Consider the following 21,413-nt stretch of genomic DNA (forward strand, 5'->3'; position numbering starts at 1 on the left):
AGACGGCGTTAATTCTTTTCGATCGGGTGCTGCGCTTTATATTCTGCTAAAGATACATGGTGACTGCGCTTGAAGGTTCCTGTTGTCCCATCAAACGAAATCGCTGGGGATTTGACACCATAGTGGGTCCGACGCTTATTCTTTTTTGCTTTTGATGTTTTTCTTGCAGGTACTGCCATGTCATTTCCAACTTTCTTTCACTTTTTCATTATGCACGCAGCTGCAATGCATTTTTTCGTTTGTTTCGTTTAAATTCATGAATGATTTTTAATGCGCGTTTCCTTGTTTTGATGTTCGGGCTCTTTAAACGTCGATACGCACTAGACAAGTCCGTTTTTTCCATGTTGACTCCTTTCTGTTACCAGCTTGCTTTTGTAACGCCGGGAATTTCTCCGAGGTGTGCATGCTTACGGAAATTGATCCGTGACATGCCGAATTTATTCATGTAGCCGCGAGGACGACCATCGATCATATCCCGTTTTTTCAAACGAGTTGGATTCGAATCCTTCGGTAGTTTGGCCAATGCTTGGGTATCTCCTTGCGCTTTTAGTTCTTGGCGTACTGCTCGGTATTGTTCGATGAGTTGTACTTGTTTATTGTATTTTGCAATTTTTGATTTTTTTGCCATTCAGTTATTTTCCTTCCTATTTCTTGATTTCACGAAAAATCGCTCTGCGCCGCAACTTTGGTGAATATTTTTTTAATTCTAAACGTTCCGGCGTATTGCGCTGGTTCTTATTGGTCAAATAAAGTCTTTCCCCTGTCTCCACACATGCCAAAATAATATTGTTTCTCATAATAACCAGCTCCTTTCTCTTGCGTCACACCAAAAAAGGTTAAAGTGTAACGATTACGTTTTGTATCATATCACACTAAAACACAGGAAGCAAGCAAAACTATTTCTTCTTTTTGTTATTTAACAAGTGAAGAAAACGTCATATGAATTTGTTTTCAATCGTCGCTGTTATTGGCGGCAAGGTAACAGGAACCTGTAGCTTTTGATCGCGCAAAAAACCACCTGATCTTTAAGGAATCACTGGTCGGGCTTTTCAAGCAGCCCATGTCGTGATCCTTTATCAGGTGATTTCTTTCGGTTAATTTACTGATTTGTTCTCATGTGATGCAAGCCATTCACTGATCGCCTGCAAGCGTTCTATCCGCAAGTTCGGCAAGCCATTGCGTGATAAACCATGAGAGGATTGAGGAAACAGCATCAGCTTCGTATCGACGCCTTGACGCTGCAACGCCATGTAAAACTGCTGTCCTTGTTCTTGCGGACATCGCAAATCATTTTCCCCATGGAGGACTAGCGTAGGTGTCTTGACTTGGCTGGCATAGGCCAAAGGCGACATCTTCCAAAGTCCTTCGATCGCATCAAGTTCCCGCAACAATTGGAATTTGACAAAGGCAGGTCCAATGTCGCTCGTCCCATAAAAGCTGATCCAATTTGAGATCGAGCGTTGCGTAACTGCTGCACAAAAACGATCGGTATGGCCAACGATCCAGTTGGTCATAAAGCCACCATAGCTGCCGCCAGCTACATGGATCGTGTTCGTATCAATTTCTGGATGGTTTGCCACCACGGCATCAACCCCCAACAATAGGTCTTGATAATCTTTATTGCCATAATCACCTAAAATCGATTTGACAAACGTCTGACCGTACCCTTGCCCGCCACGAGGGTTCAACAAGACGACCCCATAACCGTTAGCGGCATGGACTTGCATCTCATGGAAAAATGTTTCACCGTAGCAGACTTGCGGACCGCCATGGATGTACAAAATTGCTGGATGACTTTCTTGTGTTTCGGTCGGGGGTAAATACCAGCCTTGAATTTGCCAACCATCTGCTCCTTCGTACCAAAATGCTTCGGGTTTACTGATCGCTAACTGTGACATAACTGCTTGGTTGGGATCGTATAGATCGGTTACTTCGCCACTTGTTAAGTCAATCAAGCCTAAACGACTAGGGATCGTTGGCGTCGCATAAGCAACAGCAAGTTTGGCTTCTGAATAGATCGCCGCATCGAGGATATCCATTTTTTCATCAATGAGTTTGGTCCATTCTCCTTGGGTCGTGGCACGGTACAATTGTAGCTTGCCATGCTCCGTTACGGGTACAAGGAATGTGTCATCCGTCAACCAGGTGATCGCTACGCCGCGATTTTTTTGCTGAAAATCACTGATGATCGCATTGCCAAAGGCAACATCTAACTCCTTGGAAAGATTTTTGACTGCTTTCGTTTTTAAGTCGACCAAAAACAAATCATCCAAGGTCACAAAACCATAGGAAAGATCATTGCCTAATAGTAATAGCTGATCATTGCGCGCTGCAGCAAAAGTATACGTTCCTTCTGGCAGAATGTTTTCTAAACTTTCTGTCTTTTTCGTCTGACTATTTAGGAGACAAACCTTCGAGCCATAATCCCACTCGTCTTCTTCCTCTTTGTCAAAGGTGAGGAACAACGTCTTCTGATCATCCGCGATGCCAGAAAAAACAAAGGGAGAATCATGCTCAAAGATCAGTTCCGTTTCTTGTGTCACGATCGTTTTTTTGACGATGGCATGTTTTTTTTCTTTTAAAAAGCCGACGCCATCCGCCAAGTAATTGACTTTCGTAGTAGCTTTTACTTGTGGAAATTCCTTTTGCTTGTCCGTCTTTTCTGTGTCGTCTTGATACTCTGAGAGCATCTCTTCTTGTGCCAGCTTATAATAGACCGCCGTTGCGTCTTGCTTCCAAAAATAGTCCCCCAGACCCTTCTCAGTGACAAGTGCTTGGGGCTTGCCGCCGGACACTGGCATCGTCCATAACGTACTTTCACCTTTCTTTGGATCGGTCGTCACAAAACTGAGCCATTGCTCATCTGGCGAGACCTTTAGGCTGTTGTGGGTCGTCGCTTCTGTGCCCCACTCACGCCGTTCGTTGGTCTTTGGGTCAATACTATAAATCGCTGAATCATACGTATTGGTCTCTTGGTTGACTGCCGTTTCCAAGTAAAAAACCTGATTTTGCCCCACTGCAGGCTGCGCAATCGTTTTCAGTTCAAACAGTGTCTCATTCGTTATTTTTTCCATTCATTTCCCTCCAAATATACGTATTTTCGCAGTAACTATCTACTAGTATATCAAAAGAAACGAATTTTTCTGCATTTTTTAATAGTGAAATCCTCGCAAATTCGCTACTTCTTCAAAACCAGCCGACTTCCCTGTCTGCCTTAAGATCTCTTGCCCATTTTCTAAAAGGGTTAAGGTGATTTCCGTACTGGCGCTTTCGCGAATGATCCGATTCATTTGTCCAATAGAAGGTGCTAACAACGAATGGCCTTCTTTCGTCAAAACTTCGATCGTCAGCAGCCACTGTTTTTGTTTGAGATGGATCACTAAACGGTCTTCCGTGCGTTTGACATCATGAATCTTTGCACCATGATAAGTAGCAAAACGATATTCTTGGCTGCCGACTTGCAGAACACAAATCGTTCCCAAAAAAGCAAAACCAGCAAAGGGAATGTCGGCTGCGGAGAAAAAGAACCGAACATCTGGCGCATCAAAGCTGTTGCACTGAACCCAAACATAAGCTGCTGGAAAGGAGGTTCCCCAATCTTTTTCCAAATAACCGATCCCGTTCGTAAAATCGATTGGTTCTTCGTTCCAGTACAGCGTACCTTCTAAGGTATGACTCATGCTCAAGACACCGTGGTAGCACTCCATAAATGACAGATACGAAAAAGGCCCCATGATACTCGGCGCATAACGTGTCCGCTGAATCGGTTTGTGGTCGTTGTATTTTACTGCTCCTTGTACTTGAAGATCGTTATTTTTTAAAGAGACTTGAATGCCTGCTTCACTAAAGATATTGTCACCAATCGTTACTTTACGCTCCTCTTCTGACACTTGAAAGTCAGTTTCCGGAAAGGAAAAGTAATGCGCGCCCTCATGATTGATCACTTGAATGAACACTTCTTTGGTCCCGTCTTTTTGAATCGAAAAACCAGGAATAAAAGCATAGACTTCTTCACCGATTTGGTGCTTATGGTACCAGCCTTCAAAAAAAGCGGTCTGCTTGTCGTGGCCGTGAAAGAACCGATCTGTTGTCAACATCTTGATTTCCCTCCGTTTCTTTTTTAAGTGTAGCATGAAGCAGAAAGATTCCTCAGGATAATGCTTTTCTATGTAAAAAAAGCCAGAAACAAGCAAGACACTTGTTTCTGGCTTTGCTTATTGCTCTTTCATCACTTGTTTGAAAAATATTCTAACAGACTAAAAAAATCGCCTAAGAAGAATTTTCTTCTAGGAGAATTTTTTATCAAATGAATCAACGCTTCACCCCGCGTTGGTAGGAATCATTGTACGCCTGAAAGGACTTATCGTGAAGTTTAGCCGCTGCATCTACCAACCAGTTGACATTTCTGATCAATGCGCGACCTTGTAAAACCAAATCCACTTGATTGGTTTGCAAAAGATATTCGCAAAGATCAGGATTATCCAATAAACCGACTGCTGCTACGGGAATATCAACCACTTGCTTGATAGCTGCAGCAAAGGGCACTTGGTAGCCATCATAGATCGGAATATTAGGCTTTTTATCCACCACACCGCCTGTGGAACAGTCAAGACAATCAATGCCATCTGCTTGAAGCCATTGGGCTACTTGCTGCCAATCTTCCAACGAATTTTGGCGACCTGGTTCTTCATAGTCTGTCAATGACAAGCGCATCCACAAGGACCCAGAAAAGACCATCCGAACTGCTTGTACCGTTTCTTTTACAAAGCGATAGCGATTCTCTAAAGAACCACCATACTGGTCGGTGCGTTGATTGACGAAAGGCGAAAGAAATTGGTCCATCAAGTAGCCATGAGCCCCATGAAGTTCGATCATCGTGACACCCGCATTGGCTGCTCGTTGGGCAGCCTGAACAAAACTATCTTGCACCCGTTTGATCTCCGACAGGGTCATTTCTGACGGTAACGGGTAGCGTTCGTTAAAGGCAACGGCACTTGGTGCCAAAGGATTGCTGGCATCAACTGCTTTTCGTCCTGCATGGCTTAGTTGGATGCCTACTTGCGCATCGAACCCATGCAGCAGTTCCACCAATTTCGTCAGCTCTGTTTGCTGTTCTTCATTCCATAGCCCTAGATCATTGTTTGTGATTCGTCCGTCTGGTTCAACGGCAGTCGCTTCAATAATGATCAAGCCGACTTTGCTTAATGCTCGCGCCCCATAGTGAACAAAATGAAAGGGTTCCGCAACACCGTCTTCTTTTTTTACTTCATACATACACATCGGCGACATAACGACGCGGTTGGCCAATGTTAAATTCGCTAGCTTCACTGGTGACAATAGTTTGGACATGTTGACACTCCCTCAACGATTTTTCGCTTTGTATTTTTCTCTATATTCAGTATAAACAGCCCCTTCAAAAACACAAGCAATGACCCTTTTTCTCATTTTAAAAACAAAAAAATAGACGCATTCTGCTTGCTCCTATGACATTGGAACAATCAGCTACCTCTTCCCACTATTATTATACCGCATCCAGAGTCAAAAAAATAGACTAGTATTTTTGGTGAATGCTCGTATAATTGAGATACTTTGGAGAATGGATGTGAGTCTGAATGAACGACCTAAAGGCTGAAAAGAAGCATCTCGCAGACACGTACCAGCAATTGCTGACACGAAAGACAGTACTGAGCAGTTTCTTGACTGAAGACAGAAAAAAAGATCGCCTTGCGATGCAAAGCATCGGCGAAGAGATTCGCTTAAACTTTGATAATTTTGCTGACCGTTTAGATACTTTTGCTGCCATCGAAAGTAAGAATCGTGAGATCGACCAAATGAACGCCGCTCTTCAATCTGCTGAACGTGAATTAGCTGCCATCGACCGTCTACTGGACAGTCCCTACTTTGGTAAAATCTCCCTACAATTTGAAGATGAGGAAACGATAGAAGATTTTTACATTGGGATCAATGGTTTTGTTAATGAAAATAAGGAAGGGCTGATCTATGATTGGCGCTCCCCAATTGCCGAATTGTTCTATGCCAAACGCTTGGGCCAGGTCTCTTATCAAGTGAACAATCAGACGATTTCTGCCGCTCTTGAACATCGCCGACAATTTATTATCGAAAAAGATCACTTGAAGCAAGCCTTTGATACCTCAGTGGCGATTCAAGATGAAGTGTTACTGGCAGCCCTTGAAGCCAATAATAGCCAAAAAATGCAAGATATCACTGCTTCGATCCAACACGAACAAAACGTCATCATCCGTGACTTAGCGCATAAAAACCTACTGGTCAACGGTGTTGCTGGAAGCGGAAAAACGTCTGCTGTCATGCAGCGGATCGCCTTTTTGCTGTACCATTTTCGTGAAGAGATGACCGCAGAGAATGTCTTGATCCTCTCCCCGAATTCTCGGTTTATTGATTATATTTCGCAAGTGCTGCCTTCCCTCGGGGAAAAAAATCCATTGACGCTGACCATGCGGCAGTTTTGCCAAACATTTCCTAGCGTTGACTTAGAATCGGAAGAGGCGTATTTTGACCGCATTCAGCAAACACCCAGTGAAGCAATCGACCTTTTGCGCAGTGCGGACTTCAGCCGCTTTCTTCAATCCTTGAGCAAACAGCTGCCTGAAGAACTTGTGCTTCATTTTAAACCAATCAAAAGAAAAAATGTCGTCCTTTTTTCTGAAGAAACGATCGAGACTTTCTTCCAAGAGACACCGAAGCAGGCATCCTTGCGCGATCGCATCCAAGCAGTCAAAAAGAAATTGGCTTACGCTTGGGAGGAACGACTGCAAAAAAATGCCTTAGCAGCAAATGTTCACGACCAAGTTCGTTCTTTGACTGAAGACGAACAGCGCTCCCTATTAGGGACAGTTTTAAAGGATGATTCAGAAAAAACAATTCAGAAAGCAGCCCTTCGCCTCCTGAAGAAAAAATATGCAAAAGTTACGAAACAAATCAACGACCTTACTTGGTTTGATACGAAACGATTGTTAGCAGACAGTGCCGACTATTTTACTCATGGACAGATCACTTTGACACAAACAACAGCTAGTTTGGATTATACCGTTTGTCTATTGCTGATTCGTCATTTGCTTGCCGAAAAACAACCTGTCCCTGCGTTGCGCTATCTGTTTATTGATGAAGTCCAAGATTATACGCCAGCACAAATTCAGTTTCTATTATGTCTTTTTCCTATGACCGCTTTTACCCTCGTGGGGGATCAGCAACAGGCGATCTTTACAAGTGCCATCACCGTATCAGAAATCCAAACGTTGTTTCAACAACAGGCGAAATCCCTCGAAACGTATCAGCTGACTACGAGTTATCGGTCTAGCGGTGCAATCACACGATTATTTGCCCAAATGCTGCCAAAAGAAACCAATTTAAACATCTCTGCCGTTCGACCAGCAGGAAAGTTGCCACAGTTTTATGCCAATCTGACTGACGTTGCCTTGGTAGACATAGTAAAGGAACTTAAGCAGCCAGTAACGATCATCACCAAAGATAGTCGATCTAGTGAGGAGCTCAAACAGTTCTTCGATAAACAGGCCGTGTCATTTCATGGAACGGTTTTACCGATTCATCTTGCCAAAGGATTGGAATTTAAGCAGGTTCTTTTATATGATGTTTCAGAAGAAAATTATCATACCGATCAAGATCGACGGATTCTCTATACGGCGATTTCTCGGGCAATGGAAGAACTGGTAGTAACTTCAAAAGGAACCTTTTCGCCGTTTCTCACTCCTTGAATAGTAGCTTGATTAGATTTGAGAGAACCCTATCTTGTTTCTCCGGGTAGTTCTCTCACCTAACTGATCAAGAAGTGAAAAAGCTATCGATCAAATAAAAAAGCATCAACGCGATTGCGTTGATGCTTTGCTTTTGATTTGATTAGCGATGGATGTAAGTATATCCAGATGCGCTCAATGTTGCAGTGTTTGGTCCACCAGGACTGTCAAAGCCCATTCCGCCTTGAGAGATCGTGATCGTATTGTTTGATGGGTTGTATGATTCAACATAGGCTACGTGACCATAAGTTGGATCAGCAGTCCAAACGCCACCAACTGATTGACCAGCGGCAAAGACTACAACGGCACCGGCTGCTGGTGTACCATTGACAGTGTACCCATCAGCTGCAGCTGACGCACCCCATTGTGCTCCGTTACCCCAGTAAGTACCTACCCAAGGAGCACGGCTTTTCACGTACCAAGTACATTGACCCCAAGCATACATGTTACCTGAGCTTGAATGATCTTTTCCGCCGCCAGTAGAAGTACTTCCGGTAGAATCATTGTTTGATGAAGAATTTGAACCTGAGTTATTTGAACTTGAATTGCTTGAACCAGTGTTTGAAGAGCCTGCGTTCGATGAACTTGAGCTATTAGAACTGCTGGTATTGCTGCTTGAGCTTGTGTTGCTTGAAGAACTACTTGTTGCTGTTTCAGTAGAAGCAGTTGTATTCTCTGTTGTGCTCTCCGTTGATTGAGCAGCAGCTTCTTGCGCTTCTTTCAAAGCAGCGGCTTGTCTTTCTTCTTCTGCTTTTTGAGCAGCAGCAGCTTCTTGTTGTTCTTTCAAGACACGGGCTTTTTCAGCTTCTGCTTCTTGTTTTTTCTTGTTCAATGCATCTTTGTCTTTTTCAGCAGTTGCTTGTTCAGCTGCTAAGTTTGCTTTCAAGACATTTAAATCAGCTTGTTTTGCTGCAATGGCATCTTTTTGTTGGCTAAGTTCTGCTTGGTTTGCAGCAACTTCTTGGATCTTGCTTTCGTTTTCTTTGACTTTGTCTTCAACATCTTGTTTGTCTTGTTTTTGTTGTTCAACTAAATCATTGTTCGCATTGACGATCGTTGTCATCGCTTGTACGCGACCGATAACATCCGTTAAAGAGTCTGCTTCTAAAACAGCATCAATGAAATTGGTGCTTTGACCGTTAACTTGTACATCACGGGCTTGCTTTTGGATTGCTTCTTCACGTTTGGCAATACGCAATTTCAATGTTGCGATTTTGTCTTGCAATTTCTCAGCTTCTTGACCTAACTCAACTTGTTTTGCTTCTAATGAAGCAACTTTTGCACTCACTGTTTCAATTTCTGCTTCTAGAGAATCGATCTGTGATTGGGCGTCAGCTTGCTGACCTTTAAGAGAATTGATTTTTTGGTCTTGCTGCTCGATTTGATCATCAATGGAATCTGCAAATGCTAATGCAGGTGCTGCAACTGCGGTTAATGTTAGTGAACACACCATTAATGCTGATAACAAACTATTCTTCACTCGTTTTTCCTCCGACTAGCTGGTTGATTTGACAGATGAACTGCCTTTATAAAAACTTAATTTTGTCTAAGAAAGTTTAATGTTCGATTTAACGACAAATGAATTCTACCATAATGATATGACACACAGATAAAGGAAATGTTACAAAAATGTTTCAATCTAACACTCCCTTTATCTCAGCGATAAATAACAGGACAATTAAAGACCGTTAAATCAACGTTTCTGAATAAATCACCGCGTTTCCTTTTCATTTTCAAAAAGTGACGTTCTTTCCATTTTAGTTATTTTTTCCCCATAAAAACACCTAATTAATAGCATTTATAGTTTTTTCGGAATTATCTTAAAAGAAAAACTATGAAAACAAGAAATCATTCAAAAAAAGACCATTTATGTGACAAGATCCCTATTCCTTTCTATAATAAATAAAACAAGCGAGGAGGGAATCGCGATTCGTACACACAAAAAATGGTTTTGGCCATTGGCACTTCTTACACTTTTAGTCACCTGTTTCCTGTTATTCTTTCAATTTCGTAAGGTGCATGAAGCCGATACTCCATTGCAACAGGCAAGCAACAGTGAGTTTTGGCTCTTAAGTGATATTCATTTTCTTTCCTCCACGCTTCATGATAATGGCGAAGCCTTTCAGACCTTCACACAAGGAGCTGCTGGCAAAGAGATGACGTATCAAGAACAATCAATCGAGGCCTTCACCGATCAAGCCTTAAAAGAGAAACCCACGGGAATTATTTTGACTGGTGACATGACGCTCAATGGCGAGAAAGCAAGTGCTCAAGAGTTGGCAAGATTACTTGAACCATTGCAAGAAGCTGACATTATGGTTTTAGCATTACCTGGCAACCACGAGATTTACAATGGTTGGGCGCGAGCATTTAAAGGTGAAAAGGAATACTATGCCGATCAAATCAGTCCTGAGGATTTTCAAACGATTTTTGCTGAAGGTTACGAAAAAGCCAACAGTATCGACAAGTCTTCCCTTAGCTACAGCATTCAGTTAAATGACAAGTATCGCCTCTTTTTGCTCGATTCATGTATCTACGATTCTGAGGTTAATTGGGATGATCCTACAACGAATGGTGAGTTGAAACCAGCTACTCTAACTTGGTTGGAGGAGCAATTAACCCTGACAAAAGAAGCAGAGCAAGTACCACTGGTCTTTTTACACCATAACTTGTTCAGTCATAATGAGTTGTTACAAGACGGTTATGTTCTCGACAATGCCTCCGAAACTGTCACTTTGTTGGACCGTTTCAACGTGCCAGCCGTTTTCTCTGGTCATATCCACATTCAAGACATTAACGAAGGGAATGATTCGCTTTATGAAGCAGTCACTGGGTCTTATTCAACAGCAGAATTAGGCTACGGCGTCCTTTCTCTTTCCGAAAAGGAAATCGACTATGAAGCTCGTCAAATTGATCTCGATGCTTGGGCGGCTGAAACGAAGCAAACTGATGAACAGTTGCTGGACTATCAAAACTACCAGAAGAGTGTTTTTGAAAATGATACCGACCAACTGGTTCGCGACCAATTGTCCGCCGTGTCTGAACTGTCAGATGCCCAGATCACACAACTATGCACGTTTGTCACGAAGCTGAACACTGCCCTTTTTACTGGCAATGATACTTACTCAGCCGAGAAAATAGCTGCCATCAAAGATTCCGAGGAGTATCAGTGGTTAGCGACCTATTCTTACTTTTTGAAGCAATATGTCGATTCAATGCTGGACGATCAAACCGATGATCGCAAGCTGACGATCCCCCTCACAGCAGAATAAAGCCAAAAAGTGTCTTCTTCCTTTCTTTTAGGAAAAAGACACTTTTTCTTTTCTAATGAACGATAGCCCTCTCGTTTGGGTAAACGAGAAGGCTATCTGACGAGTCAATATTTATTCTTTGAAAGTGCAGCATACTATTACTACTATTATTTATTTCTCATTTAAACGATACAATCCCTAACCTCTATTGTATCCTTGTAACTCTGAAGTTACGCCAGGTTTGAATAAATTTCTTCAAAACAAGTAACGTGTGGTACAAAAATATTTGTCGCTTATAAATAACTATACCATGAGACAGAGTGCAAATGGAAGAAAACGTACTTATTCTTAAACATTACTTAAACAAAAAGCTTTGTTTTCATACAGTGTTGCCCTTTAAGAATTTTACGTGAAGCGATTAACCTTCCTGTCATGCATATCTGCTAACCATTCGTATAAAGGAATTCCTTTTATTCAATAGGTAAGTCGTGCTGTTTTAAAAAAGATAATTTATCCCAGTAGCCTCTTTGAAATAAAATTTTATCATTTATTATTTGAAAAAAACCGCAGCCTCTCAAACCTAAAGGGTCACGCCACTCTAAAATTGCCCATTGTCCATCTTCGAAAATATTCTCCACGATACAAACCATTTTTGCGTTAGAAAAATCTTGCTCAAACATCTGCTTTATCGCTTCTTTCCCAATAACTGGCTCATTGGCAACCTGATGATTGATTGCATTGTCATCATATAATTCTGAAATACTTTCTACATCTGCCTGATTAAACGCATCAACCCATTGGCAAAGTATTTCTTTTGGCTTCATATAAATCCCCCTCGAAATGTAATCATCTTTGTTCCAATCGCAATAAAAAAAGTAGCTAATTTGTATCAATATATTCTACTTTTACAATTCATTCAAGACAATATCGATGAAACGAATAAGAATTATCGATCTTTCACATCGATTACTCTTGTATAAGTACGGGGGACCATATATTGAATCGTGGCATTTTCCATTGTACCTGTTTCTTTATTCCATTCAAATGAGACATGCCATTTGAATCACGAGCGATCATTGCTTTTATTGATAGCGATGTTCCTAAACCTATTCAATCACTTTTTCATTTACTTTGAACGGCATTTATTTATTGAATACGGTATAGTGCCCTCTTTCTCTTTTCCTCTTTTGATACGCTTATCATCGAATGAGAAATCATGGGTAAGATTAACGCAACGCTTAGGGCTAGTTGAATAGTGAAATCAAAGATGTACTATTTACCATGTCAGGTACTCAAAACCTGCAACTATTCTCTTGTAGCAGGTCAACAAAACCCGATCCATTTCAATATTTATATAAAATAAAAAAAAAAGCGAGAACCCAATGGATTCTCGCTTGTTAACGTCAATTAACCTTTAACGATGTTTGTTGCTTGTAAGCCACGTTGGCCTTCTTCAACGTCGAAAGTCACTGCTTGACCTTCTTCTAAAGTTTTGAAGCCGTCGCCTTGGATAGCTGAGAAGTGAGCAAATACATCATTGCCGTCTTCACCTGTAATAAATCCAAAACCTTTATCTGCATTAAACCATTTTACTGTACCGTTATTCATAAACGTATACCTCCATATTACACATCGACTGTGTTTATTTGTTTGTAATAGAAAATGATGTGTAATTGAAGTGTGTATCAATAGAAAAGATAAACAAGTATTAACATATCAGAACTTTACCTATTCATCATAGCACGGTTAAAATAAAATAGCAAATAAAGTTGGGCTTTTTTCTTGATAAAAAGCGAAATTGTTAAGAAACCTTATGATTAAGCCTAGCAATTGCTTTATCTGGAAGAATCAAAAATCAAAGAGTTGCGCCGTTTGAAGCAATTACTTTTTTGTACCAATCAAATGACGCTTTCTTGATGCGTTTCTTTGTGCCATTGCCTTCATCGTCTTGGTCGACATAGATAAAACCATAGCGTTTCGACATTTGTGAGGTCGAAGCACTGATGATATCGATGCAGCCCCATGCCGTATAGCCAAAGACCTCGACGCCATCATGCAATGCTTCATTGATTTGTTCAATATGCTGACGCAGATAGTCGATTCGATAAAAATCATCGATCGTGCCATCTTCGTTTACGACATCCTCTGCTCCCAAACCGTTTTCGGCAATAAACAAAGGTTTTTGGTAGCGGTCATAGAGTTGATTCAATGCGGTTCGCAACCCTTTGGGATCGATCTGCCAGCCCCATTTACTGCTTGGCAAATAGGGGTTTTTGATCCCACCAGTAATCAAATTCCCGACAGCACTTTCCAATCGTTCTGGATGCGCGCTGACTGCACTGGACATATAGTAACTAAAGGAAACAAAATCCACAGGGTTTTCCCGGATGACTTCTAAGTCTCCTGGTTCGATCACCAATTCCACTCCTTTTTCTTCAAACATGCGGTTGGCATATGCTGGATAATAGCCTCTTGCCTGCACATCACTGAAAAAGAGTGAGGTTCGTTGACTTTCGACTGTTTTTTGAACATCGTCTGGATCACAGCTGTACGGCGTTAATAATTGATAGCTGATCATACAGCCGACCTTGGCATCCGGAATCAATCGATGGCAATAGTCAGTCACGATTGCGCTGGCGACAAATTGATGGTGCGCCCCTTGGTACTTGTCTTGTTCAATATTAGGATGACCTTCTTCAATGATCCCGACACTAACATATGGATGGTGTTTGACACAATTGATTTCATTAAAAGTCACCCAGTATTTGACTTTCTTTTGGTATCGCTCAATCACCGTCTTGGCAAAACGGACGTAAAAGTCGATCACTTGCCGATTCGGCCATCCTCCATACTCAGTCACTAAATACAATGGCATTTCATAATGGGATAGTGATACTACTGGTTCGATCCCATACTTCAAACACTCATCAAAGACTGCGTCGTAAAATGCCAATCCAGCTTCGTTTGGGTCTACCTCATCCCCCTTTGGAAAGATCCGTGTCCAGGCAATTGACATCCGATAGGCTTTGAAGCCCATCTCAGCAAATAAACGAATATCTTCTTTAAAGTGATGATAAAAATCGATGCCCTGTCTTTTCGGATAGTATTTCGTGCTGTTTGGATCCTGTGCTTCTGCAACTTGCTGATGAGTCATCATATGCCATTGGTCAGTCCATCGTTCTTTCGGCATGGAGGAATCGAATAGATAGACATCAGAAACCGACAAGCCTTTTCCATCGATCCCAGAACCTCCTTCAACTTGGTTGGCAGCTGTTGCTCCACCCCAGAGGAAATCTTTTGGAAAATAACTTTTCATTTTACTTGCCGCCTTTCAAAAATGATTCGTACGCCAACGCTTCCCCATTCGTGGCGATCACTTGCTGATAATACGCAAAACTAGCTTTTTTCTTGCGGGAAAGATCTCCGCTACCATCATTTTGCTTATCAACATAGATAAAGCCGTATCGTTTTTCCATCTCTCCTGTCCCCGCAGAAACGATATCGATTGGTCCCCACCATGTATAGCCTAGAATCGTTGCGCCATCTTTGATCGATTCCGCCATTGCTTCTATATGGTCTTTCAAATAGGCCATCCGTTCTTCATCGACGATCGATCCATCTTCATTGACAACATCCTTTAAACCAATTCCGTTTTCAACGATAAATAATGGTTTTTGATAACGATCAGTCAATTCGCTGCAAACATAGCGTAATGCCAACGGATCGATCGGCCATCCCCAGGCAGTTTCTTTTAGGTAAGGATTCTTTTTCCCCAATAATCCGCCAGTATTACCTAAAATTTTCATGCCTGCTTCATGCAATGAGCTACGGTAAAAACTAAAGCCTAAATAATCGCAGGTCCCCGCTTTAATGATCGCTAGATCTTCTTCTGTAATGTCCAGCAACAGATGATTATCCTTCACGATGCGTTCGAAGTATTCAGGATATGCTCCTCGCAATTGCACATCACTATAGAACAAGGAACGACGGCGCAGTTGATACGATTCAAAAACATCTTGCGGGTTGCACGTGGCAGGGTAAATCGGACTCAGTGACAGCATACAGCCAATCTGATTGTTTTCATCTACTGCCTTCCCATTCAAAACTGCTTTGGCACTTGCAACAAACATATTATGACTCGCTTGATAAAGTGCCTGTAATTTTTCTTCTTCAGTCTCGAAAGAAAACACATCGATACCTGCTGCGAGTAACGGGATCGTATGGGTATGGTTGATTTCATTGAAAGTCATCCAATATTTCACTTTCCCTTTATAGCGTGCAAAAACCACTTTTGTATACCGATCAAAAAAATCGATCAGTGCACGATTTTGCCAACCACCATATTTCGTCACCAAATGCAGTGGTGTCTCAAAGTGAGCTAACGTAACAACTGGTTGGATCCCTTTTTCATTCAAGGCATCAAATAAGTCATCATAAAATTGTAAACCTGCTTCATTGGGTTCCGTTTCATCCCCATTCGGAAAAATGCGACTCCAAGCAATTGAGGTGCGCAGACACTTCAAGCCCATTTCCGCAAACAGTTCAATGTCTTCTGGGTACCGATGATAAAAGTCGATGGCTTCATGGCTCGGATAAAAGTTGTCCTCCTCAAGCTGCAGTGAAACTTGCTCAATACGTTTTTCACCAACTGGTAAAATATCTGCTACGCTTAATCCTTTTCCTCCTTCCAAATAAGCTCCTTCGGCTTGATTTGCGGCGATCGCGCCGCCCCATAGGAAATTTTTTGGAAATACACTCATGAAATCGCTCCTTTTAATAAATCATTTGCTACCAATGCGGTAACGTCTTTTTTCGCTTGATCCACAACTGTCAATGCATCTTCTTTGATCACACTGGTAAAGACCAACATGGTTGTCGGATCATATCCTTTTCAATAATTTTTGCTAAATCAAAGGTGCCAATTTTTTGCCCCTTCACGACTTGATCCCCTTGTTTCACCGAAATCTCAAACACGCCTTTTGCTAAATCAACCGTGTCTAAGCCGATATGAACCAACACTTCCGTCCCAGCAGCTGATTGGATCCCAAAAGCATGTCCAGTTGGAAAAACTGTCACAACCGTACCAGTAAGTGGCGCATAAATATCGCCGGCTGATGGATAAACGGCTAATCCATCCCCCATTGCTCGAGAAGAAAATACTTCATCTTTGACATCATCAAGCGTGATCGCTTCACCAGCAACTGGTGTCATCACTTGCAGCCCTGCACCTTCTTCTAAAACAGGTTCTAGCGTTTCTTCAAATCCTAATACATAGGTCAAAATAGCAGTACCGAAGAACGCAAAGGCAATGCCGATCAAATAGTACACAAAGGTGTCCCCAAAGAAAGCTGGCAATGTCGTCAATGCTGGAAAAACATAGACGATGGCCTTGGTTTGCATCATGCCCATAAACGCACCAGCAAGGGCACCAACGATGGTTTGAGCAATCAACGGCTTTTTAAATTTTACCGAAAGTCCATAGACGATTGGCTCTGTAATTCCTCCAAGCAATGCTGGAAGCAAAGAAGATAGCGCCAAGCCTTTGGTTTCTTTTCTGCGAGAGCGTAAAAACACACCTAAAGCAACCCCAGCACTCGCAAATGTTGCTGCTGCGATCATCGGGCGCAGCGTATCATAGCCATATACCGCTAGGTTATTGACCATAATCGGTACAACTCCCCAATGGATCCCGATCATTACTAAGAATGTCCAACCGCCACCGATCAACAAGCCAGCCAACAGCCCGCTCTTGTCGCTGATAAAGTTCATGGCATTGCCTAAACCGTCCCCAAGCATTACACCGACCGGTCCAATGATCAAAACGGTCAAAGGCACCATGATCAAAAGAGCTACTAGTGATAGAGCAAAAATCTCGATACTCTTAGGAATGATCCGTTTGAGTAGGCGTTCCAAGTGCGAGTAGATATAGATCGAAACGATCGCTGGAATCACGGTACCCGAATACCCCATCAACACTGCTGGGATGCCAAAGAAATCGACCGTCACACCGTTTTCCGTCACCATTGCTGTAAAATTCGGCTCCAGCAACGCCCCAACGATTGCTAAAGCAATAAACATATTGACTTTGAAAATCCGCGCTGCACTGATCGCTAAAAATAAAGGCAAGAAATAAAAGACACTATTGCCAGCAGCAGCTAATATTTTATAGGTGCTTCCTTCCGCGTCCATCAAATGATAGGTTGTAAAAACAACTAGTAAAGCTTTCAACATCCCTGCCCCTGCAAGAGCAACAATGATTGGATTAAAGATCGCAGACAATACATTGAAGAATCTGATTAATACATTGCCTTGTTTTTCTGTCGATTCTTCGGCATCTCCATCACTTTCCAAAGCGTTTTGGATCGAATACTTGCTCATGATCGTTTGAAAAACTTCTGCCACATGATTACCGATCACGACTTGAAACTGGCCATTTCCTTCAATGACAGACAATACCCCATCAAGCTGCTGAATCTTATCCTTATTTTTTCGTGCCAACTCGACATCTTTCAACTTAAAACGCAATCTAGTGATGCAATGATACAGGCTAACGATATTTTGTTCCCCACCGACCTGTGCTATAATTTCACTAGCAAGTTTTGAATAATCTTTTGCCAAATGACTCACTCCCGTGTTTGATTTATAAAGCGCTTTATGGCGTTACTATAGCAGATTTTTTTCTCTCACCTGCGAAAGTTCGCAATTTGGAAACTGCTTACAAGAAAGGAAAGAAAATGGGCCTCTTAATCATTCGTTTATTGAATCTTTTAAATAATGCACCCACTGATTCCACCAACTACTATATCGGTTTGACCATGATCAACCATTATGATCAGATCCAAACTCTAAGTATTGGTGAATTCGCCGCTCTTTGCCATGTGTCAAAGTCAACCGTTTCAAAATTCGCCCGTACCTTAGGCTTTGATGACTATGGTGATTTAAAAGACAACGCAGCTTTCATCGAGAACCGCTTCAACAATCCGCTAAATTATCGCTCGAATATTTTGTCTGCCTTAGAGCAAGAGGGCGTAGACTCCTATTTTGACGCAGTTGTACAAGACATCGATTATCTGCGTCATCATCTTGATCTGCCAGCCATCGAACGGGTCGCACAAGCCATTGTGACGCATAAAAATGTCTTTGCTTTTGGAATTTTATTCTCAGAATCGGCTGCTATTGATTTCCAGATCAAACTAGCATACAACGGCAAGTTCATTCGGACCTTCCAAGACGATCTCGTACAGGAAGAAATCATCAAGACCGCTGATGAAGAATCGCTGTTTATCATTTTTACCAACTCCGGTGATTACCTAACGAAACAGCAAATTCGAAATGGAACACCACGGAAAGATTTCTTCGATCGAACCAAAGCCAAAGTCATCGTGATTACCGCCAACCCACAGATCTCGGAACTTCCTTTTGTCCAAGAAGCAATCATCTTCCCTCATCAAACCCATTTCCAAACTCATGCCTTTATGTATCAGTTCATCATGGATTTGATCGTATCGAAGTTCAAGCAGTTGACGGATCGAAAGCGCATGTAATAATGACCCTCCATTATAGAAGAAGTGCATTTCTTCCATAATGGAGGGTTCTTTGTGAATGAGATGTCTCATTCATTTATTCTTAGTTTCTTTGAAAATTTTTTAATCCTAGGCTGCTATTTATTAAATTTCTCCTCATTTATGTTTTTTGTTTCACAAACTTCACTTCGGTATGGTATAATCATTTTGTTTTTAAGAAAACTATGGGAATACAAAGGAGAAGGAAACATGAAAAAAACTAAAATCACTTTAATTGCTGCATCATTGCTTATGGGAGGCACTCTTTTAGCTGCATGTAGTTCAGATAACGATACAGCTGCAAGCTCATCATCATCAACAGCAGCTTCAACTGCTGCATCAACTGAATCATCAGATGACGTTGTTTCAACTGCTTCTATCAGTGACCAAACTTCAGTGATCGAAAAAGCATTGAGCGCAGATGGTAACTGGATCGTTGCTGTAACTGCTGACATGACATTTGATAACGATGTAACCGTTGATGGTGAATTCCATGACAAAGGTGACGACTCTGCTGATATCTACCGTAAATTTGCATTGTACTCACAAGATGAAGACCGCAACGTAACTGCTGAATACACAGTAACTGTTCCTAAATTGATCGTTAACTCAGAAAACTTCAACATCGTTCACGGTGTAATCAAAGGTGACGTTGAAGTGAATGCTAACGGCTTTGTATTGAACGGTGCAAAAGTTGAAGGTAACGTAACATTCACTTCAAAAGAATTCCAAGATTCAGCAACACTTGACGAAGATGGCGCTTCTGTAACAGGCGACGTAACAGTTAGCGAATAATCTTTCACTGGATTTCTGTGAAATAGATGAATAAAAAACGAGGTTGGCAAGTTGATCATTGATCCCTTGCCAACTTTTTTTGTTTTTTTATAAACAATTGCATCCGCTCTCATTACTAACATTGTGTAAGTAAGAACAAAGCACAAGAAAAAAACTGGCTTGCTTACGCAAAACCAGCTTCTTCTTTAGGCGCTTATTCTTCAATAACTGCCCACTTGTAATCGTATTGCGCACCGGCACCGTGAGAAACGACCCCTTTTACTTTTGGTGCACGTAAATGAGCTTCAACGTTTTGGTACACAGGGATGACCCCTTGTTGATCCATAATGATTTTCTCTGCATCCAACAAATCCTGCCAGCGGGCATCTGGATTGCCAGCGTTTGTCGTGGCAGACGATTTCACTGCTGCATCGTACTCCTCACTTGTCCAACGACCGCGGTTGTATGAATTATCGGTTACAAATAGATCTGTAAAACTGCTGGCATCCGCATAGTCAGCACCCCAGCCACCCATAACAACATCAAAATCACCTGAGTTTGAACGATCAAGGCGAACAGAGAAAGGTACTGGACTTAGGCTAACTTTCACCCCATCAAGCGTATCTTGAATCGCACTTTGAATATATTCAATGGCTTTTTTGGTTGAGTCTGTGTCAGAGGCCAAAATTTCAAAACTTAAAGAATCGATTCCCAAAGCCTCTTTGGCTTTTTCCCAATGTTCTTTGGCTTTTTCTTGATCGTATTCAATGAAACTTTCCGCTTCATCGACAAAATCAGTATTATCAGTTGGGTTAAAGGTCATTCCTTTTGGTATCAATCCTGTGGAAGCCAATGAGCCATCACCTAAAATCGATGTCACTAATGCATCACGATCGATGGCATAAGAGATTGCCTTACGCAGATCCTCATTGCGGAATGGCGAATCTTCTTCTCGCTGATTCAACTCGATATAGGAAGTACGGGCTAATGGTTCTGACACAAATGCTTCATCATTGGCCATTTGCTGCGCCAATTCTCCTGTTAAGATGACGTCGTCCGCTTGCCCATCCTGGAATAGATTCAAGGAGGTCGATGATTCTTTTACGACACTGACATTGATCGTATCAAGTTTCACTGTATCTTTATCCCAATATTGGTCGTTCTTTTCATATGACCATTCTGTATCGGTTCCTGGACCATCAAAGCCAGCTAACACAAACGGTCCATTGTAAACGGCATTGTCGCTTGTTGAAGCATATTGATCGCCGTTGTCTTCTACGACTGCTTGGCTTTGTGGGAAGAAGGATGGAAATGCCAATAAGTATTGGAAGTATGGCGTAGGTGTCGTCAGCGTGATTTCTAATTCATAGTCACTGACTGCTTTGATCCCCAATTCTGAGGCATCTTTTTCACCTGCAGTTATCGCTTCGGCATTGGTTACGGGCGCAAATAAGTACGCATATTCAGAACCTGTTTCCGCACTTACGGTGCGTTGCCAGCCAAAGACATAATCCGCTGCTGTTACTGGTTCTCCATTTGACCATTTGGCATCTTCCCGTAATTTCAATTTATAAGTCAGACCATCTTCACTGACTTCCGCTAATTCGGCGGCACCTGCTGGTTCGGGCTTACTATCAGCATCTAAGCGGTACAACCCTTCATACACATTATTTAAAGCACTAAAACTGATCGTATCGGTGGCTAAGGATAGATCGGCACTAGGCATTTCTTGTTGAACCACAACATTAAAAATTTGTTCGGCAGCTGCTGTCCCACTACCACTTGAACTTTCACCTGTACTTGATGTCCCTCCTGTTGAGCAACCTGCTAATACGATTCCACAAACAGCGATGACACCATATCCCCATTTTTTCTTCATCTTACCTACCCCTTATGAAAATCCAAAATTTTCAGAATTATTACAAAACTCTGAATCTAAATAAGATTTTAATAAATATTAATTATAAAAGCAAGCTATTTTTCTCATTTTATTATTATTTATTTTTTATGTTAACACTGCATGTTATTATTTATGA

General features: G+C 41.8%; 18 protein-coding genes. 4 read left to right on the plus strand and 14 right to left on the minus strand.

The features are described 5' to 3' along the window. Nucleotides 1-8 precede the first annotated feature (8 nt). The 7 genes from rpmF to FJU10_RS09020 form a co-directional block, all read right to left on the minus strand. Nucleotides 9-179 (minus strand): 50S ribosomal protein L32, encoded by a 171-nt coding sequence (gene rpmF, locus FJU10_RS08990; protein WP_086293118.1) that lies wholly within the window; start codon nucleotides 177-179, stop codon nucleotides 9-11. Nucleotides 180-208: 29 nt separating this feature from the next. Then, a complete protein-coding gene (locus tag FJU10_RS08995) occupies nucleotides 209-343 on the minus strand; it encodes a putative metal homeostasis protein (protein WP_005237325.1) in 135 nt (44 codons plus the stop codon). Between the two features lie 15 nt (nucleotides 344-358). Further along, nucleotides 359-628 (minus strand): 30S ribosomal protein S14, encoded by a 270-nt coding sequence (gene rpsN, locus FJU10_RS09000; protein WP_005225340.1) that lies wholly within the window; start codon nucleotides 626-628, stop codon nucleotides 359-361. A gap of 16 nt (nucleotides 629-644) precedes the next feature. After that, entirely contained in the window at nucleotides 645-797 is a 153-nt protein-coding gene (gene rpmG, locus FJU10_RS09005) for a 50S ribosomal protein L33 (RefSeq protein ID WP_005225339.1), read from the minus strand. A gap of 297 nt (nucleotides 798-1,094) precedes the next feature. Beyond that, nucleotides 1,095-3,074: an alpha/beta hydrolase family protein gene (locus tag FJU10_RS09010; RefSeq protein WP_140965690.1), complete on the minus strand. Its 1,980-nt coding sequence runs from the start codon at nucleotides 3,072-3,074 to the stop codon at nucleotides 1,095-1,097. A gap of 78 nt (nucleotides 3,075-3,152) precedes the next feature. Further along, nucleotides 3,153-4,097 carry a tocopherol cyclase family protein gene (locus FJU10_RS09015; RefSeq protein WP_081118393.1) on the minus strand — a complete coding sequence of 315 codons (945 nt, stop codon included), beginning with the start codon at nucleotides 4,095-4,097 and terminating at the stop codon, nucleotides 3,153-3,155. Between the two features lie 214 nt (nucleotides 4,098-4,311). Beyond that, entirely contained in the window at nucleotides 4,312-5,349 is a 1,038-nt protein-coding gene (locus FJU10_RS09020; RefSeq protein WP_140965691.1) for an NADH:flavin oxidoreductase/NADH oxidase, read from the minus strand. A gap of 263 nt (nucleotides 5,350-5,612) precedes the next feature. Here FJU10_RS09020 and FJU10_RS09025 point away from each other — a divergent pair, with 263 nt between their 5' ends. Beyond that, on the plus strand, nucleotides 5,613-7,751 hold the full coding sequence (locus tag FJU10_RS09025; protein ID WP_081118386.1) for a HelD family protein: 2,139 nt from the start codon (nucleotides 5,613-5,615) through the stop codon (nucleotides 7,749-7,751). A 142-nt stretch (nucleotides 7,752-7,893) separates the two neighbouring features. Here FJU10_RS09025 and FJU10_RS09030 read toward each other — a convergent pair whose 3' ends face one another. Next, the gene (locus tag FJU10_RS09030; RefSeq protein ID WP_223080545.1) at nucleotides 7,894-9,270 is read right to left on the minus strand and encodes a CHAP domain-containing protein; all 1,377 of its coding nucleotides are present in this window, start codon (nucleotides 9,268-9,270) and stop codon (nucleotides 7,894-7,896) included. 391 nt (nucleotides 9,271-9,661) lie between these two features. Between FJU10_RS09030 and FJU10_RS09035 the strand changes: the two genes are divergently transcribed. After that, a complete protein-coding gene (locus tag FJU10_RS09035) occupies nucleotides 9,662-11,062 on the plus strand; it encodes a metallophosphoesterase (RefSeq protein ID WP_140965692.1) in 1,401 nt (466 codons plus the stop codon). 449 nt (nucleotides 11,063-11,511) lie between these two features. Here FJU10_RS09035 and FJU10_RS09040 read toward each other — a convergent pair whose 3' ends face one another. From FJU10_RS09040 to FJU10_RS09060, 5 genes are all read right to left on the minus strand, one after another. Beyond that, on the minus strand, nucleotides 11,512-11,865 hold the full coding sequence (locus tag FJU10_RS09040) for a nuclear transport factor 2 family protein (RefSeq protein ID WP_086293129.1): 354 nt from the start codon (nucleotides 11,863-11,865) through the stop codon (nucleotides 11,512-11,514). A 583-nt stretch (nucleotides 11,866-12,448) separates the two neighbouring features. After that, nucleotides 12,449-12,649, minus strand: a complete 201-nt coding sequence (locus tag FJU10_RS09045) for a cold-shock protein (protein ID WP_005225331.1) — start codon at nucleotides 12,647-12,649, stop codon at nucleotides 12,449-12,451. Nucleotides 12,650-12,896: 247 nt separating this feature from the next. Continuing rightward, a complete protein-coding gene (locus FJU10_RS09050) occupies nucleotides 12,897-14,357 on the minus strand; it encodes a glycoside hydrolase family 1 protein (RefSeq protein ID WP_140965693.1) in 1,461 nt (486 codons plus the stop codon). Nucleotide 14,358: 1 nt separating this feature from the next. Next, the gene (locus FJU10_RS09055) at nucleotides 14,359-15,801 is read right to left on the minus strand and encodes a glycoside hydrolase family 1 protein (RefSeq protein WP_140965694.1); all 1,443 of its coding nucleotides are present in this window, start codon (nucleotides 15,799-15,801) and stop codon (nucleotides 14,359-14,361) included. A gap of 88 nt (nucleotides 15,802-15,889) precedes the next feature. Next, nucleotides 15,890-17,659, minus strand: coding sequence for a beta-glucoside-specific PTS transporter subunit IIABC (locus tag FJU10_RS09060; RefSeq protein ID WP_223273008.1), 1,770 nt, complete (start codon nucleotides 17,657-17,659; stop codon nucleotides 15,890-15,892). A 116-nt stretch (nucleotides 17,660-17,775) separates the two neighbouring features. Here FJU10_RS09060 and FJU10_RS09065 point away from each other — a divergent pair, with 116 nt between their 5' ends. Next, on the plus strand, nucleotides 17,776-18,585 hold the full coding sequence (locus FJU10_RS09065; RefSeq protein ID WP_005225327.1) for a MurR/RpiR family transcriptional regulator: 810 nt from the start codon (nucleotides 17,776-17,778) through the stop codon (nucleotides 18,583-18,585). A gap of 228 nt (nucleotides 18,586-18,813) precedes the next feature. After that, on the plus strand, nucleotides 18,814-19,398 hold the full coding sequence (locus tag FJU10_RS09070) for a polymer-forming cytoskeletal protein (RefSeq protein ID WP_086293139.1): 585 nt from the start codon (nucleotides 18,814-18,816) through the stop codon (nucleotides 19,396-19,398). A 193-nt stretch (nucleotides 19,399-19,591) separates the two neighbouring features. On the opposite strand, the gene FJU10_RS09075 is transcribed toward FJU10_RS09070, so the two are convergent. After that, nucleotides 19,592-21,256 carry a peptide ABC transporter substrate-binding protein gene (locus tag FJU10_RS09075; RefSeq protein WP_140965695.1) on the minus strand — a complete coding sequence of 555 codons (1,665 nt, stop codon included), beginning with the start codon at nucleotides 21,254-21,256 and terminating at the stop codon, nucleotides 19,592-19,594. Between the last annotated feature and the right edge of the window lie 157 nt (nucleotides 21,257-21,413).

Source organism: Enterococcus sp. OL5, from assembly GCF_006491895.1.
GTDB classification, from domain to species: domain Bacteria; phylum Bacillota; class Bacilli; order Lactobacillales; family Enterococcaceae; genus Enterococcus_D; species Enterococcus_D innesii.